We start from the raw sequence: 16,857 nt of genomic DNA, 5'->3' as shown, positions 1-16,857 counted from the left end.
CACGGGGCGCGTCACAGTAGCGTGCAAAAAATTTTCGATGGCCCGCTGCGGTGGAGTGGGTTGGTACGGAAGATAGGCTCTAAAGCGTTCGCGAAGCCCTAACAGAAAAGGCTGCTCGAACCCCGTGAAAACTTGATCGATTGACGCTGGAGTTTTCGGCTAAGCTTTTTGGGCTGGGCAAGGAGCGGAAACGTGAAGGCGTCGAAAATTTGGAAGCGCAGAAAGCGTTCATCCTGAAGCGAGGCACGCCGTCGGTCGCGGAGCCATATCTAAACAGATCTGGCCCCCTAACGCTTCGAGCCGACCTCAACGTCTTGCACAATGCGCGCTATCCCGGGCCATTAGCGCCCGGGAGATCTTTGGGCCTCATCGTCCGAAGCCCCCTGGTGTCATGTCGACGCACTCTACCACGACCACCTCCGTGCAAAATTGTCACGTGATCTCAGTACGATGCAAGCGGGGGCCGTGTTGAACTATTCGGGCATCGTTGCGACCATCGATGGGCGCGTTACAAATTTGTCGTACCAGGCTGCGAGTTTCGTCCTTCCGTTCCGCCAGTCTTTATCAGCAAAGCGGAAGTTGAGATAGCCGAGCGCACAGCCGATCGTAATCGTACCGATGGAGACCGGACCGTTTAATGTCTCTATCCAGCGGTCTTCCAGATCGTCGAGCGCGCTGCCGATCTTTTCCATCTGGCTCTCATGCCACAAATCCCAGTAAAATTCCGACGGACGCAGCACGCTTTCATAACGACATAGTAGGGCCGCGCCCATCAACGTATCGCCGAGCGCCTCCAGCGTCATCGCGGCGAAACGGGCTTTGGCCTCGGCAGGAAGCAAAGGCGCGTTGTCGCTCATCGTGTCAACATAGGCACAGATCACCCGGCTGTCGAACAGCGGCGAACCGTCCTCCAGGATCGCGGAGGGCACCTGCCCCGAAGGGTTCTCGCGCACAATTTCTGGATCGCGTTTCACCGGCCAGGCTTTGGACGCCAGAAGTTCGACGTCACTTTCCACACCCTTTTCATGAGCGCAGACTAGCACCTTTCGCACGAAGGGAGAGGCCGCAGAATGGAACAGTTTGATCGTCATAATAATGGTTTCCTTGTTTATTTTCCGCCTGAAGCGGCGTTCGAAAGCAAATGTTGCAATGCCCCTTCGGGATCTTGGCGCAGCCGCTCGATCAGCAGATCGCCGGCAAAATTAACATGTTCATTCATAATCGCGGCGGCGCGCTCGCCCTCACCAGCTCGCAGGGCGCGGGCGATGCGGTGATGGTCATCGTGGGACCGGTGGATGATGGTATAGTCATCCCAAAGGATTACCCGGTCCGACACCATGGGCACGTTATGGGTGCGCGCGACAAATTCGCCCAATAGCGGATTGTTGGTCTCCCGCATGATCGCGTCGTGAAACTTCACATTCATTTGGCGCCAGGCTGGCAGGGCTGCGGGGTCAAGCTCGCCTGAGGCCAAGATATCATCGCCCGTCTGTAAAAGCGCATCCAGCTCATCAAGCATGGCATTAGAGCATCCAATCCGCGCCGCAATGCGACAGGCTTGGGCTTCGAGCACCGAACGGATCTCAAACACGCTGCGGATTGTATCCACGGAAAATTCCCGAACCCGGTATCCGCGGTTGGATTCGTAATCCAGCAGCCCGTCATTCGCGAGCGTGGCCAACGCGGTGCGGAGCGGCGTTCGCGACAGGCCCAAAAGCTCTGCCAGGTGGTCCTGATGCACCCGCTCGCCGGGACGAAGCGCGCCGGACAAGATCATTTCCCTTAGCGCATTGGTAGCCCCGTCCGCCACGGTGATTCCGTTCACGATCATCGCACACTCCTTGCCTCTCGCGGTCGGATTGTCACCCAATTACAAATCTACCGCAAGTGGCCAAGCCGCTGATTTTATCCAATGCAGCGATTTATAGGATAAATATGTTGACTTCGCTGCGAGATTGTATCCATTTTGCGGAGAGGAATTAACCGAAGGGACATAAGCGTGAGCAGATTCGCATTAGTTACCGGCGCCAGCGGCGGAATTGGCAAAGCCGTATGTGAGCGCTTGGCCTTAGACGGCTTTAGTGTCATCGCGACCGATCTGTCGGCAGAGGACGCGCAGCGGGTAGCGGCAGGTTTGCCGGGCGAAGGCCATTGCGGCTACGCTTTGGATGTCTCTGACGAAAAAGGCGTTGGGGATTTAATGAAACAGATTGAGGCCGCGCATGGCGCCCTCAGTGTGCTTGTGGCAGCCGCGGGGATTTTGATCCTTGATGACAGTGGCCAGCGCCGCGCGATCACGGAAACCTCAATCGAGGAATGGTCCGTGACCCAACAGGTCAATAGCACGGGTACCTTTCTGCTTCTGCGTGAATTTCTGCGCGCGCGCCGCGCGCATAAGATCAAAGGCGCCCGGTTCATCGGTTTTTCATCCGTCGCGGCACAATTGGGCGGCTACCGTTCCAGCTCGGCCTACATTGCCAGCAAATCTGCGGTTCTGGGCCTCATTCGCGCCGGAGCGCGCGAGGGCGCGGCCCTCGATGTGGCCGTCAATGGCGTGGCCCCCGGCCTGATTGACGCGCCGATGTTGCGCTTGTCGCTCAACCCATCACAGGACGCCGAGATCGCTCAATCGATCCCGCAGGGACGCATCGGCTCGCCTGAAGATGTGGCAGGCGCAGTGGCCTTTTTGGCCGGTCCTGACAGCGCCTATATCACAGGAAGCATCATTGACGTGAACGGCGGATACCGGATGCAATGATCACACGCATTTCCCATTTCCTCGCGCATATTCTTGTCATGATAGCAGCCTTCGCGCTGTTGTTGATGATGGTGCATGTCACGGCGGATGTAATCGGCAAATATGTCTTCAATGCCCCAATACCCGGCACTGCCGAAGTGGTCGCGAGCTATTATATGGTCGCGGCGGTGTTTCTGCCGCTGGCTTGGGTGGAGGTCACCGAAGGCTCCATCGTTGTCGAGCTTCTTTACAATATGTTCGGCCGCCGCGCGAAAACCTTGGCGCTGCTGAGCGGAACGGCCTTGTCAGCTCTATTTTATGGCGGGCTGGCCTGGCTGTCATGGTCGCCTGCGATTAAGGCCTGGCGCATCGGCGAGATCGTCGAAGGCACTTGGCGGGTGGTGATCTGGCCGACGAAATTTCTGCTGCCTTTAGGTCTCGTGCTGGCCTGTCTCATTATGGTTTTGCGACTGATCGAGATCGCCGCGAACCGCCACCACCCCGACCCTCATCCCGCAGATCCCAGCTGATAGGACCCCAACATGGAACGTCTCGAAATAGGTTTGTTCGGCGTCATCGTCATGCTGCTGGCCATTGTGCTGCGGGTGCCAATTGCGGTGGCCATGGGGCTGACATCCTTTGGAGGCATCTGGCTAATGATGGGCCCAATGCCCGCGATCGGAATTTCCAAAGCGATACCCTATGAAATGATTGGCAACTGGAACCTGTCGGCGGTGCCGATGTTCCTTCTGATGGGCTATCTTGCCTCTGGCGCAGGATTGACCGCGGGCCTGTTCAACGCCGCTCGTGTATTCTTGAACCGGGTACCTGGCGGGTTGGCCACAGCCTCGGTCGCGTCCTCCGCGCTGTTTGCCTCAGCGAGCGGCTCTAGCGTCGCAACCGCGGCGGCGTTTTCGCGGATCGCCATCCCGGAAATGCTAAAAGCAGGCTATGCTCCGTCACTGGCCACAGGTTCTGTCGCGGCGGCAGGCACGCTTGGCTCACTGATTCCGCCATCGGTGCTACTGATCATCTACGGTCTGATGATGGATGTCTCCATCGCCACGCTGTTTCTCGCGGCGGTCATCCCCGGCATCCTATCCGGTGTCGTCTTTGCCGCCATGATCACGATCCGCTGCGCATTGAACCCGTCACTCGCGCCACGCCTAAACGAAGTGAATACTTGGCGCGAAAAACTGGCGCTTCTGCGCGAGACATGGCCGCTGCCGCTGTTGATCGCCGGTGTTCTGGGGGGGATATTTTCCGGCATTTTTACCGCGACTGAAGCCGGCGCAGTCGGTGCCTTCCTTGCGGGGATCATTGCCCTGACCCGCGGCACGCTGACCTATAAGATGATGCGCTGTGCGCTGATCGACACAGCGGTGAGCACTGCGGCGATCTTTATTATCGTCGTGGCGGCGGCACTGTTTTCGCGCTTTATTGCGCTGTCCACCCTGCCGGTCTGGGTGACCGGACAATTTGCCGGATTGGATACGATCTGGGTCATCATCCTGATCTGTCTGCTCTATCTGGTGCTGGGCTGCTTTTTGGAAAGCATCTCTATCATCCTGTTGACCGTGCCGGTGCTAGCGCCGCTTTTGCACAACCTCGACATCAACCTGATCTGGTTCGGGGTGCTGGCGGTCAAATTGCTGGAGACTGGGCTGATCACGCCGCCCGTCGGGATGAACGTCTATGTCATCAAATCCAGCCTCGGAAGCAAAGTCTCGCTCGGCACGATCTTCAAAGGCGTGTCGTGGTTCATCCTCGCAGATGCATTCACGATTACACTGATTGTCGCCTTTCCGCTCATCACGCTCTGGCTGCCCGGGCTGACCGGCTAGTCAATAACAATAAAGGCTGCGGGATGGTCCCGCGGCACATCAAGGAGGAAAAAATGAAACATCTTAGCCTTTCCGCTCTGGCCCTTACCGGCCTGATCGCGGCCCCCGCGGTGGCGGACAATTATATCGCGTCCAACTGGCTGGCCCCGGTTCATATTCTGAATGAACAGCCCTACCAGAAGCTTGCGGAGGAACTGAAAAATGACCCGAACGCAAACCTGACTTTCGAAGTCTATTCCAGCGGCTCGCTGGTGCCGGCGAAATCAACGATGCAGGGTATTCGCGACAATGTGGCACAACTCGGCGTTGTCTATCCGGGCTACTCCCCGTCAGAGCTTCCCATCAACAACGTGCTGAACGATCTGGTCTTTACAGCGGATAACGCGCTGGCGGCGGCCCTGGCTTATACCGAAGTCGGCATCACCAACGCGTCGGTACAGGAAGAATGGAACAACAACGGCGGCGTCTTTTTGGGCGGATATTCCACGCCGGTCTATAACTTTATTTGCATGGAGCCGATCCGTACTCCCGAAGACGCAAAGGGCAAGAAAATCCGCACCGCCGGCGGCGCTCAGACCAATTGGGTCGAAGCCCTAGGCGGGGTGCCGGTTTCGGTGCCAATCGGTGACGTCTATTCCGGGCTTAGCCGCGGCTCGCTTGACTGCACGATGTCCGATCCCACCAATCTCGACAAAGGCAACAAGTTTTGGGAAGTCGCCAAAAGCGTGACAACCTTGCCGATGGGCGTGGTCATGGGTGCGACCTATGTTGCCAATACCGATTTCTGGCAGGGGCTTGACGCGGACCAGCGCAGCGCGCTTCTCGACCGCATGGCCCTGGGTCTGGCCCGCACGCAGATCGTTTACGCAGCCGATGTCGAAGCTGCCTTTGCCGGTTCGCGCGAACGCGGCCTTGAGATCGTCGCGCCTGATGCCAGCCTCACGGAACAACTGGCTTCCTTCCAATCCGACTTCGTAGTGAACCTGCCCAAAAAATCCGCCGATGAACGTGGGATCGCAGACCCCTCTGCCCTGATCGCAGAGTTCCAATCCGCCGAAGCGGCATGGAAAGAGCGCCTGTCCGGAATCGACAGCAACGATCCCGAAGCGGTGGCGCAGCTGATCCGCGACGAGATCTACGGCAAAGCTGATATGGCAGCCCTGGGCCAGTAACCCTGACGCAGGGGCCGCCTTTACACGGCCCCTGCCTTTTTTTCGATGAAGGGCGATTCAAATGGCTCAGGCTGAAAATTCAATTGTAACCGGCGGCGGCGCCGGCATCGGGCGCGCGATTGCCCTGCGACTGGCCGCGGCGGGCGACAATGTCATCATTGCCGATCTGGATGCAGCGCGAGCCGAGGAAACCGCTCGGCTAATCCAAGATGCTGGCGGGCGTGGTCGTGCCGCGGTTCTGGATGTGACCGACATGGGCGCAGCCGAGGCGCTGATCGCAGAGACCGGCACCCTGCGCTGCCTTGTGAACAACGCCGGGGTCTTCAATGTCAAAGCTTTCGACACACTAACCTCCGATGATTTTCGGTCCATGTACGAGGTCAATGTCGTGGCCATGTTCGGGCTTTCTCAAAGAGCCGCGCGCGCCATGCCAGCTGGTGGCGCCATCGTTAATATCGCTTCCCGGGCGATGCTGGGCGCCGCGCAATACATTCACTACGCCACATCCAAGGCCGCGGTCAGCGGGCTCACACGCTCCTTGGCGCTGGAACTGGCGCAAAAGCAGATCACCGTGAACGCCGTTGCCCCCGGTGTCATCGAAACAGAAATGTTGCGCGCGCGGTCCGACACCAATCTTGATGCGCTGCGCGCCATGCAGCCGGGCGGCAGCCTCGGCGCCCCCGAAGACATCGCTGCCGCGGTGGCCTTTTTGGCCTCCGCCCAGGCACGGTTCATCACCGGTCAGGTGCTGTTGGTCGACGGCGGACGCTCCTTGGGCGGTTCATTAGGGATTTAAGGGATAGTCATGACATTGAACAACAAAATAGCCGTCATCACCGGGGCAGCCGCCGGGATCGGCCGTGCGACCGCTGAGGTGTTTGCAAGCCGCGGTGCCTGCGTCATCGCAGTGGACCGGGACGCCGAAAGGTTAAAACCACTGGCAGAAGCCGGCATGGTCCCCCTTTGCGGCGATATGACCGACCCGGACTTGCCAGAGGCGGTGATGGAGGCGGTTGAGGGCCTCGGCGGTCCACTGGCCGTGCTCATCAACAACGCCGGGATCGGCGGCGGCGGGCGAATGGAAGACACCACCGACGACGAATTACGCCGTTATCTCGAAGTCAATGTCGTTGGGCTCTTTCGTCTGGCACGCTTTGCCGTTGAGCAGATGCAGGCGGCAGGCGGCGGAAGCATCGTCAACGTAGCTTCGATCTATGCTGAGATCGGCGCGCAGAAATCGTCAGGCTATTCCGCCTCCAAAGGGGCCGTCGCCGCGCTGACGCGGCAGATGGCTACGGATTATGGACCGGTCGGCATTCGGGTCAACGCCGTCGCACCCGGGCTGATTGAAACACCGCTGACGCTTGAACGCATCCGCACCGAGAAATGGCGGCATCAGATCTTTGTCGAACAAAGCCCTCTCAAACGGGTGGGCCAGCCCGGTGATGTAGCCCGCGCCATCGCCTATCTGGCCAGCGATGAGGCGTCTTTTGTCACCGGTGAAATCTTGCGAGTCGATGGTGGCTGGGCCATCGGGCGCTACCCGCGCGAGGGGGAAATATGACCAACTTGACCTATCCCTCTGAGACCTATGACCTGATCGTCGTCGGCTCGGGAGCGGCCGGCATGGCCGCAGCCCTGACCGCGCGCATCTCCGGTCTGGAGGTCGCGGTTTTTGAGAAAGACCAATATTTCGGCGGTTCCACCGCCGTGTCCGGGGGTGCGATCTGGGTGCCAAACAACCCGCTGATGCGCGCTGCCGGGATGGACGACGATGCCGAGGCGGCATTTGAATATCTTTCGGGCGAGGTTGGCAACCTGATTGATACGGATCTGGTCCATGCCTTCATTGAGACCGGCCCAGAGATGGTGCGGTTCTTTCAGGATAATACCGAACTGCAGTTCGAATACCGCGATTTTTCGCCGGATTATCACCCCGACCGCCCCGGCGCATCAATGGGCGGTCGCGTGCTTGACGCGCAAACCTTTGACGGCCGCCGTCTGGGAGATGAGTTCAAGCGTCTGAAACCGCCAATTGACGATTTCACCTTGTTTGGCGGTATGATGCTGAACCGGTTCGACATCGGGCATTTCATGAACATGACGCGGAAGCCTGCTTCGGCAATTCATGCCACACGGCTGTTGGCGCGCCAAGCCCGCGACCGGCTCAGCCATCCGCGCGGCACACGGCTCACCCTCGGGCAAGCGGTTGCCGGACGCCTTGCGCTGTCAGCGATCCAGCGCAAGATTCCCATCTTCACCAATCTCGCGCTGAAACGCCTGGTGATGGACGGTAACCGCGTGTCAGGTATCGAAACTGAAAAGGGCATACAGATCAGGGCGCGACGCGGTGTCATTCTGGCGACGGGCGGGTTCCCCGCCAACGCAAAGCTGCGCAAGCAGGTTATGCCCCATGTAGCACGTGGAGCTCCGCACCATTCTATGTCTCCCAAACCCGCCACCGGCGCGGCGATCACTGCAGCGCAGGACGTCGGAGCAAATTTCATCACCAGCAACCGAAACGCCGGCTTTTGGGCACCGGTCTCGCTGATCCCCGAACCAAACGGCGGCAGCCGTCCTTTCCCGCATCTTTTTCTCGACCGAGCCAAGCCGGGCGTTATCGCCGTCTCTCCGGAGGGCAAGCGATTTGTGAATGAGGCCGTTTCCTATCACGATTTCGTCTCTGCCATGCACGACGCGAACCTCTCCGAGGCCTGGCTGATCTGTGACCACCGCGCACTGCGACGTTACGGTCTTGGACCTGTGCGCCCCGCGCCGGCACCCTACCGGCACCACCTCCGGTCAGGCTATTTGAAAAGGGCAGGTTCCCCGGCCGAACTAGCCGCATTGATCGGGGTCCCGGAGGCGGTACTTGTTCAAACTATTGACCGCTTTAATGCCGATGCAGCACGGGGCCACGATTTAGAATTTGGCAAGGGGTCGACGGCCTACCAGACCTACCTCGGCGATGCCGAAAACAAGCCGAACCCATGTTTGCGTCCTCTCGATAGGATGCCCTTATACGCGATCCGTATTTATCCCGGGGACATCGGCACTTCGATGGGCCTGGCAGTAGATGTTAATGCACGTGTCCTACGCCAGGATCGCTCGGTAATAGAGGGGCTGTATGCTTGTGGCAACGACATGAATTCGATCATGGCTGGCACTTACCCCGGGGCGGGGATAACCCTTGGTCCCGCGCTCACCTTTGGATATATCGCTGGATTGCACGCGTCGGGACAAGACGACAAGCCGTAACACAGATTGGGTTTGCTGGCGAACCATAGCCCGCAGGGAAACAAGCCTTGCAGACTATACGAGATACTCGTACCACCTTCCTCTTTTAGTTGACCAGCTTGCGAATAGAAAGAAGTAAATGCGGATACCCAGCGATAAATAGTAAGACAGACGATCAAGAGATGCCGTTTCAGCGAAGAACAGATCATTGGCAACCTGAAGGAGCATCAGGCTGGGCTCGGTGCGAAGGAGGCGTGCCGGAAGCACGGCATCGGCGATAAGACCATTTTATGAATGGTGCTGAATGTATGGCGGCATAGAGGTATCTGAAGGACTTACCCTGCGGAAGTATCATTAGAGATCAATAGAGGACCAAAACCTGAACGGAGCGAACTAAGATCCGAGGACTCTTCGGGGAGCAAGTCAGTCTGGTTACCTACCATCTCCGCCAAAGCACCTAATGCCCCCTGATCCCATGCACCTTCACAAGAAGCCCGCCCTTCGGTTTCGGGATGGGCAGCCGCTGCCAATCCGTCACAGACGAACGGACTAATTCAACCCTTCGTTCACGCAGCAAAGTTACGAAGAATATCTTCGCCTGCAAGCTAGCGAAATGCATGCCGATGCATTTGTGAGCGCCGCCACCAAATGGCGCCCATGCGAACTTATGAGCCTGATCTTCGGCACGGTCGGGGGCAAAGCGCGCAGGATCGAATTTTTCCGGTTCGCTGTAGAATTCAGGCGACAGCATCGTCACGCCCGGGTTCAAGGTGATCGTCGTGCCGGCGGGAAAGTCAAATCCATTCCAGCTGAAACTTGATATCGCGCGACGTGGAATGAAGGGAACCGGCGGCACCAAGCGCAGCGCCTCTTTGAACACCTGCTCTGTCTGCGTCATTCGGGAAAGACCATCGCTGGTAAATACGGCATCACCGATCTCTTCGTATTCCGCGGCGAGCACCTCCTGCCATTCGGGATGCGCGCCAAGGGCCCAGATCATGGTCGTAAGCGCGGTCGCTGTCGTATCATGGGCAGCCATCATCAGAAAATTAAACTGATCAAGGATTTCATCTTCGCTCCAGCCCTTGCCATCTTCATCCGTGGAAAGGCACATCTGCGAAAAGAAATCATTCCCCGGTGCGGCGCGCCGTTCCTCGATCATCTGACGAAAGGTGTTACGCAGAAATGCGCGGCCGCGGACGCCATGCCACATGGGCGTGAAGGGCACAGGATAGCGGACGACAGAGAGCGCGGCCCGTATTTCGGCGATTAGGGCGCTGTTCACCTCGCTTGCCAGCTCGTCGTCTGGGGGCAGGCCCATGAAGACCGCGCAGCCCAGCCGGAGCGTCAGTTCCTTTATGGCGTCGTAAAAGCGAAACTCCTGGTCGAGAGGCCATGCCCGGACAAGCGATTGCATCGCTTTCGCCATCTGCTCGGTATACTCCTGTAGCGCAGACGCCCGAAAGGCCTGTTGCATGATCCGCCGGTTCTGGCGATGCTCCGCGAAATCCTGCAACATCAGGCCCCCGGGGAAAAGCCGGGCAAGCGACTGCCACCCCATCTTCGATGAAAACATCTGCTGTTTGTCCAACAGCACCATCTCCATTGCATCCGCGCCGCACAGGTTGACGCGCCAGATCCCGAGCAATTTGACTTTGTAGACGGGGCCGTAGCTGGCGATGCATTCTTGCTGAAATCCATATGAATCGCGCAGGATCTGGAGTGTATGGCCAAGCACCGGGGGTTCGGATGGTCCTGGAATAAGGCAGAGTTCTGACTTTGTTGCCATGCCCGAGATCTCCTTTGCGAATGACGACTGCACGCGCAGCAGATTTTCGATTTCAGTCCAGAATGTGGAACAGGCCGCTCTCTCCCCGACCCTGATCTCGAATGAATTCAGCCTGGTTGCCGCTTATTCCGATCTCTTGGCAATCGGTCCCCTGCTCGGGGCGCTTTCCAACCCGAACATTTCGGCACCAGAACCGGCCTTGCCAGTTCCAGGCGCCCACCAATTTCTCGCTGCCGACTTGGCCTGAAATCTTACCGTCGGAATGAATGACGATAGCCCCCCAGTCGGTAACCAGTTTTCTATCGGCCACCAGTTGCAGGAATTTACCCTTCGAGTCTATTCGGCTGAACGTATTGGCTGCGGTCCCCGTAGGGATTGAAAGAACGCCGATGACACAAGCGGCCATCGCATGTTTCATGTTCATCTCCGACTCCTCCCGTTTGGTATGAATCCGGTTTGGTTGCGGCTGCCTTCAAGCGTATTCACGGCGGCCCCCAAATAAGACTATGCAAATGCAGAAGGGTCGCGTTCGTCAAACGCCGGGGATCAAGGTACATTAGAAAGGGGGTTTGACGCCGACAAATCCCCGAACGCGCTGTTGCCAAAGCATTAGAGCCTGTCTTGATCGCAGGGGCACCCCCCATCCGGGGGAGCTATCGAGAAGAACTCTTCCGGCTCAACTGCCCGAAATCCGCTCATCCCGTGATTTTCTCCCCCCGGCAGGGCTTTTGGGGCTATTATTTGCTGTATGGACGTATCGCAGAAAATAAGAGCGATTTACGATATGGCCTACTCCAGTCGCAGATGGAGCGACGGATTGGGCGCTTTGCTGCGGGGCACGCAAGCCCAGCACATGCTTGTGTATGACACGGGTGACCGCAGGGCGATCAACTATAGCGTTCAGGCAGCGGATGTTGTGCTTTCGAACCAGCCATCGACGTTATCCGACTATAATGACCTTATCCGGCAGCGCGGGGAACAAAGTTTGGACGCTCAGGGGTCACCGGTGATACATGCACAGCCCCCCTTTGCGCCTATCCTGGATGAGGATTTATGGCAGATTGACGCGGCGCATGAACAACGCCCCGAAATTCAATTCACGATTGACCGGCTTAACGTTTTCAGGCGGTTTTACGTGAATCTTTCAGAAGATCCTCAAAGCTACGCGGCCTTGATCACCCTATATCCCGACAGCATGCGCGGCAGCCCCCCACGGGGCGACCTGAATGCCGTCGCAGCCCTTGCACCGCATCTGGGAAAAGCGATGGAGATCTTTCGCACCCTCTATGGTTTGCGGCAAAAATATCAGGCCGTTCTCACTGTGCTGGACATGATTGCCGTGCCGATCTGCATCGTGGACAGGCGGGGGCATGTGCTTTTGCAAAACCGCTGCGCTGTCGAATTGCTCGGGTCCAAAGATGGACTTTGGGCCGATGCCAAAGGGCGTCTTGCCTGTGGATCGGACCGCGCACATCGCGAATTGCATGACGCAATCCGCCGAATAAGTGACACCTCCCGGGGCGAACGCGATGAACGATCGAGAGAGTTGGTCATTCCACGCTCCGGCGCAAAGGTCCCGATCTATGCGATCGCAAGCCCGCTTCGAGACGCCGATATCGAATTGGAAGCAGGGCTGACCGGTGCGCTTTTGACCCTTATCGATGGCACACGTCCGGTAGAGGGTAACATCGAGCTTGTCGCCGCAGCATATGGTTTGACACCCGCCGAAACGCAGGTTGCCGGGCTTATGGCATCCGGGCTTTCTAATCCGGAGATTTCAGACCGGCTTAATATCAGCCCCGAGACGGTAAAGACCCATGTTGCGTCGAGCTTGTTGAAGACGCAGTGCCGGAACCGCCTCGCATTCACCTGGCGGGTCATCCAGTTCTCGCCTCCGATCCTTTGACCCCCAAGCTCGGCCAATGCTCCCCCATTCGGGGGACGCGCAAAAAGGGGCATCGCGCTAGCCTCGCGTGGCCTGCGTCGATTGAAAGCCTCAAGGTATCCTTCGCTCGTGCCTCATGACCGAGTTCTAAGGATGTAAGTTGTATGGTGGAACGAGATCATCTTTCGTAACGGGGGCACGGCTATGGACATCCATGAGACAGATTTCATTGAAGCGGGAAGTGGTGAAAAGGTCATCCTGATCCATTCGAGCGTTGCCGGTGCCAAGCAGTGGCGAAGCTTGATGGAAGCGCTCGCTGGCGATTTCCACGTCATTGCGATCAATCTATTCGGCTATGGAAAAACGCGCGCTTGGGAGGGGAATGGCAGGTTACAACGGTTGGAGGATCAGGCCAGATTGATCGAACCATTCCTGCCCCCGGCTGGGCAACAAGTCTCGATCGTCGGGCATTCATTTGGCGGGAGTGTCGCAATGAAGGCCGCTGCCTTGTTCAAGGGTCAAGTGAGACGGCTGGTGCTCATAGAGCCAAACCCTTTCTACCTGCTAAAGGAGCATCGCCGCGCCGCTGCTTACGAAGAGGCCGTCGCGCTGCGCGATCTGATCAAGACGCACGGCAAGACGGGATCATGGGAGGTCGCGGCGGAGAGATTTGTCGATTATTGGAACGGTGCGGGCAGCTGGAGCAGCATGCCCGACGACCGGAAGCAGAAGTTCTGTCATGCCTTGCAGCCAAATTTTTATGAATGGGATGCGGTGATGCAGGAAGGAACGACCTTGCGCGAGTGGGAAAGAGATTTACCCGCAGACACGACGGTTCTTGCCGCTGCCGATACAGTCAGAACCATTGATGAGATATACGAACTGCTCAAAGAAAACGTTTCCGGGTGGGGGTTTCAGCGGATCGAGAGGGGTGGCCACATGGCGATCATGAGCAGCCCGGGGCAGGTCAATCCGATGGTGATGGCCGCGTTGAGCTGAATAGGCGGCGGGGCGATGAGCTGCGGTTCGTTATATAAGCTCTGGAGGTCGGCTTTGGGTCGTTTGCGGCAGGCTCCAACCCATGGAGGGCGTGCGGGATGCGATGAGTTCAGCCGGCATGGGATTGCACCTGCACTGCGATGTCATACAGGAAGGTTTCGAACGCATAGGTGCCGCGACCGAAAGACATCCGCCTCGGAATGGTGCCGGTCTGTGCGATTTTTCGCGACGCTCGACGATCCGGCAGGCTTCGAGGCGTTATGCCGTCTGCATAGCGCATTCAGCAATCCTTTCCCGGACGCGGATGCCGTCGAAGACGCGGTGCACGACATCAGCCGCTTTCTTGCGGATCAGTCGCCATCCTCGCTCGACCGGATAGGGGCCGAGCGCAACTTTGCTGAGTCCGATATGGCGCGGTGGCATGGGGCCAGGATCAGCCAAATCTACGGCAAGTTTCGTTATGCCCGATGATCTGCGTTGTGTGTTGCAGATCATCAAGGAAAAGCGTCTGAGGGATTACCCTGACACGTTTGGGCCAGAGCAAGACATTTGCGATGTCACGCTCTGGCTGAACCAAAAGTTTACCGTATCAAAGGCGCGCCTGCTGGTAGATCGGCTTTATACCCAACGTAGCCGCGAAATCGTTGGCCTTTCGGTCACCGAAATGGCCTCACAATCCTTGTCGATGACCCCAATCGCCTTGGAGGCGTTCCTGGCTTTGGGATATTCGATCCAGGAGGCGAGCGGAGATAGCTATCGATGCCCCTCGTGTTTTGGGCATCACTCAAATCATGAAGCAATCAAAGCCTTCGCACGCAACGAAAGCGCGCTACGCGCTCAGCGATCACGGTAGAAACACTGGAAAATGGTATCAAAGGGCGGCGCGAGCCGCCCTTTTTTGTTGAAACACGGGGACTGGGTTCAGGGCGCAATCTCTGGGCATGGTGATGTTCTGAAGCTCCTTGGGATACTCCGCAGAGCTTTCACCAAGCACTCGCCATAGATTGATCTGTCTGGCTGTGCAGCCACATATTCGGATAGCTGTGGTAGACGTGAAACTGAAAAATTGTTTTTGGTCGCCCAAGCACAGCTCTATATCCCCGCTAACAGGCGCGCCCCCCATTTAGCCCATAAGGGGGCCTGAAACGCGAGAATCGGGCGTTTCCGCCCGATTGACTTATTTTGCTTGCGAAATGGCCATTTCAGCACGGCCGCTGGCTATTTATTGGTGGTCAGATCAACTGTAAGGTTAAGCATATAAAGTCCACTACCCCCCGTAACCTGTTGATTTTCCGTGCGCGCCTTTGCCGAACGCCGTTAGTTTTGTCCACTCTGATACCATATGCTGGCCATAAAACAGGCGGAAATGCTGTTCCGCCTCAGACACTTTTGCTATGTCGGAAACCAAGTAGATATCCGCGCCTACCGCTCCCCAAGGAAGCACGGGCTTCAGGGAGACCTTCATCAGCGACCGCTTCAGTTCCTTCACCCCTGACCCATGTATTTCTGCGGCACGAGCCAGCGTAGTGAACCCCCTGTCGAAATCTGCGATTGCCTCAGGGAGAAATCGCGAAATCGCGCGGTCTCCACGATTGCCGACAATCTTGTGCGGTTCCAGAGACACCTCTTCAGGATAGCGAGCTACGAGTTCCCACCCAGCGTCCTTAGTAAGCTTGAGTGCCGCAAACGCCTCTGACGCAGTCATGCCGCGCAGTGCTGACCGCGCCACAGACTTTACCTCGAACGGGCAGACCCGCAGCCCTTTGATGCCAGAGACGTCATCGATGCGGGCGACGTTTCGCAAAAGACCTGCGAGGATCAGTTGCACTACGCATACGGCCGGGATCTTGGCTTTTTCCGCGGCTTTCGCGATCGGAACCTGGCTCGGCCGCGCTTCGTTCGAGGTAACTTTGGCGGAAAGCGCGGCAGCAATGGCCACACACTCATCACCATTCACTCCTTTTTGGAGCTTACCGTTGATGCCCGGCGTTCCGTAATAGACCGGCGTCAAGATACGCTCGTCACAAAGTTGTTCGACCATCGGCCGGGTGCAATTTAGAACCTGGCTCAGTTCAGTCATCTTTACAATCCGCTGCACACTTGCGGCGAAAGCGCGCCCGACACCTACCGGAATGGCGAAGTGCGAGGCAGCTCCGGGAGGAACAACCCCCGCGCCGACCAGCAGGTTATACAAGCGCCGCGTGTCGTGGCCCGTTTCTTGTGCCAGTGACCCGACTGTATGAAGGCGACGCTCGGGCAGTTCCTGACCGAGCACCTTTGTCCCCCCTGGCATCGCGATCCGATCCCAGATGAACTCGCGCAGAATGCGCGCTACATCGCCTGGGTCCTTCAGTGATTTCGAGTATGCCAGCGCCTTATAGAAGCACCCAAAGATCTTCTGCGCGCCGGGCGTGCCCCTCGAGGATGCGAACCCATCAAATTGCCTTTGCAGCGCATCAAGGATGCCAGCCTCGCCTACGGCGGTGAACGTAAAGCCCGTGCGCCCTGCCCGGTCCCAATCGTCCGGGGTTAGCTCCGGCAAACTCTGCTCCGAACCAAATTCGAGAAGCACACCGAGCAATTCCGTCGTGCGGACCGCCTGCTCCAAGCTCTGAGCATCAAGCCATTCGGGACCCTTTCGACCCTCGAGGCGGTCGAGAACGTAATTCTGGAGCGCGGAGGGATCACGCCGGGTCCGAGACGCTACGATGGCTTGCAATGCCTCGCCTCGTTCCGGAACAAGGTGCTCGAGGGGCTGGAGACGATCATTCCAGCTGGTTGCTGTTTGGTGCTGAAGAGCGTCTCCATGCCGCGGACATGTCCGCACCACCGCCAGCCCCCATGACCAATGCACACGGCGTCCGCCGCGTTGATCGTCCTCAAGAAGACAGGCCGGACAAAACACAATGTGCGGGCTGGACAGAAACTCCGCACTGACGATTTCGCCTCGCAGATTATACTTGCGGTGATCCAGCGGGATCGGCGTATTGCGACGCAACGCCTCGATTGAGACGCCGCTGACTTGAGCAATCCGCTCCAACGCCTTGGGTTTGTGCGCGACCATGTCGTTTTGCAGGACGTCGATATCTTTGAGGACCTCGGGAAACGGGCGTCCGGCGTGAAATTCGCTCATCCGGTTCCCGTAAGAAATCGGCATTTCAGCGGTATCAAAGGGCAAATGGGGGAAAAGCATG

The 16,857-nt window shown here is 57.8% G+C and carries 16 protein-coding genes and 1 pseudogene; 12 read left to right on the top strand and 5 right to left on the bottom strand.

Annotated features, from left to right (window positions below; all coding sequences use genetic code 11):
• Positions 1-473 precede the first annotated feature (473 nt).
• Together AB4M76_RS04995 and AB4M76_RS04990 are read right to left on the bottom strand one after the other, a co-directional pair.
• The gene (locus AB4M76_RS04995) at positions 474-1,091 is read right to left on the bottom strand and encodes a glutathione S-transferase (RefSeq protein WP_368440704.1); all 618 of its coding nucleotides are present in this window, start codon (positions 1,089-1,091) and stop codon (positions 474-476) included.
• Positions 1,092-1,108: 17 nt separating this feature from the next.
• Positions 1,109-1,870, bottom strand: a complete 762-nt coding sequence (locus AB4M76_RS04990; RefSeq protein ID WP_368440703.1) for a GntR family transcriptional regulator — start codon at positions 1,868-1,870, stop codon at positions 1,109-1,111.
• Positions 1,871-1,999: 129 nt separating this feature from the next.
• Here AB4M76_RS04990 and AB4M76_RS04985 point away from each other — a divergent pair, with 129 nt between their 5' ends.
• The 8 genes and pseudogenes from AB4M76_RS04985 to AB4M76_RS04950 all read left to right on the top strand — a co-directional run.
• The gene (locus AB4M76_RS04985) at positions 2,000-2,758 is read left to right on the top strand and encodes an SDR family NAD(P)-dependent oxidoreductase (protein ID WP_368440702.1); all 759 of its coding nucleotides are present in this window, start codon (positions 2,000-2,002) and stop codon (positions 2,756-2,758) included.
• Positions 2,755-3,267, top strand: coding sequence for a TRAP transporter small permease subunit (locus AB4M76_RS04980; protein WP_368440701.1), 513 nt, complete (start codon positions 2,755-2,757; stop codon positions 3,265-3,267). The genes AB4M76_RS04985 and AB4M76_RS04980 overlap by 4 nt, the downstream gene beginning before the upstream one ends.
• 12 nt (positions 3,268-3,279) lie before the next feature.
• On the top strand, positions 3,280-4,581 hold the full coding sequence (locus AB4M76_RS04975) for a TRAP transporter large permease (protein ID WP_368440700.1): 1,302 nt from the start codon (positions 3,280-3,282) through the stop codon (positions 4,579-4,581).
• A 53-nt stretch (positions 4,582-4,634) separates the two neighbouring features.
• Positions 4,635-5,753, top strand: a complete 1,119-nt coding sequence (locus AB4M76_RS04970; protein WP_368440699.1) for a C4-dicarboxylate TRAP transporter substrate-binding protein — start codon at positions 4,635-4,637, stop codon at positions 5,751-5,753.
• A 61-nt stretch (positions 5,754-5,814) separates the two neighbouring features.
• The gene (locus AB4M76_RS04965; RefSeq protein ID WP_368440698.1) at positions 5,815-6,549 is read left to right on the top strand and encodes an SDR family NAD(P)-dependent oxidoreductase; all 735 of its coding nucleotides are present in this window, start codon (positions 5,815-5,817) and stop codon (positions 6,547-6,549) included.
• Positions 6,550-6,558: 9 nt separating this feature from the next.
• Positions 6,559-7,317 (top strand): SDR family NAD(P)-dependent oxidoreductase, encoded by a 759-nt coding sequence (locus tag AB4M76_RS04960; protein WP_368440697.1) that lies wholly within the window; start codon positions 6,559-6,561, stop codon positions 7,315-7,317.
• Entirely contained in the window at positions 7,314-9,011 is a 1,698-nt protein-coding gene (locus AB4M76_RS04955; protein ID WP_368440696.1) for an FAD-dependent oxidoreductase, read from the top strand. The genes AB4M76_RS04960 and AB4M76_RS04955 overlap by 4 nt, the downstream gene beginning before the upstream one ends.
• Before the next feature lie 153 nt (positions 9,012-9,164).
• Positions 9,165-9,291 (top strand): annotated as a pseudogene (locus AB4M76_RS04950) (transposase); the annotation flags it as partial.
• A 156-nt stretch (positions 9,292-9,447) separates the two neighbouring features.
• Here AB4M76_RS04950 and AB4M76_RS04945 read toward each other — a convergent pair.
• Both AB4M76_RS04945 and AB4M76_RS04940 read right to left on the bottom strand, forming a co-directional pair.
• Positions 9,448-10,779, bottom strand: a complete 1,332-nt coding sequence (locus tag AB4M76_RS04945) for a cytochrome P450 (protein ID WP_368440695.1) — start codon at positions 10,777-10,779, stop codon at positions 9,448-9,450.
• 52 nt (positions 10,780-10,831) lie between these two features.
• Complete coding sequence (locus AB4M76_RS04940) at positions 10,832-11,203, bottom strand: hypothetical protein (protein WP_368440694.1); 372 nt, start codon at positions 11,201-11,203, stop codon at positions 10,832-10,834.
• Between the two features lie 393 nt (positions 11,204-11,596).
• Here AB4M76_RS04940 and AB4M76_RS04935 point away from each other — a divergent pair, with 393 nt between their 5' ends.
• From AB4M76_RS04935 to AB4M76_RS04920, 4 genes are all read left to right on the top strand, one after another.
• A complete protein-coding gene (locus AB4M76_RS04935; RefSeq protein WP_368440693.1) occupies positions 11,597-12,685 on the top strand; it encodes a LuxR C-terminal-related transcriptional regulator in 1,089 nt (362 codons plus the stop codon).
• A 183-nt stretch (positions 12,686-12,868) separates the two neighbouring features.
• Entirely contained in the window at positions 12,869-13,663 is a 795-nt protein-coding gene (locus tag AB4M76_RS04930; RefSeq protein ID WP_368440692.1) for an alpha/beta fold hydrolase, read from the top strand.
• A gap of 213 nt (positions 13,664-13,876) precedes the next feature.
• Positions 13,877-14,134, top strand: a complete 258-nt coding sequence (locus AB4M76_RS04925; RefSeq protein WP_368440691.1) for a hypothetical protein — start codon at positions 13,877-13,879, stop codon at positions 14,132-14,134.
• A complete protein-coding gene (locus tag AB4M76_RS04920; RefSeq protein ID WP_368440690.1) occupies positions 14,124-14,516 on the top strand; it encodes a hypothetical protein in 393 nt (130 codons plus the stop codon). Before AB4M76_RS04925 ends, AB4M76_RS04920 begins: the two co-directional genes overlap by 11 nt.
• A 414-nt stretch (positions 14,517-14,930) precedes the next feature.
• Here AB4M76_RS04920 and AB4M76_RS04915 read toward each other — a convergent pair whose 3' ends face one another.
• Entirely contained in the window at positions 14,931-16,856 is a 1,926-nt protein-coding gene (locus tag AB4M76_RS04915) for a TniQ family protein (RefSeq protein ID WP_368440689.1), read from the bottom strand.
• Position 16,857: the final 1 nt, after the last annotated feature.

The organism is Sulfitobacter sp. PS-8MA (assembly GCF_040933935.1).
Taxonomy (GTDB): Bacteria; Pseudomonadota; Alphaproteobacteria; order Rhodobacterales; family Rhodobacteraceae; genus Sulfitobacter.
Note: the sequence above shows the minus strand (reverse complement) of the source record. Positions and strands in the feature narration are given on the sequence as shown.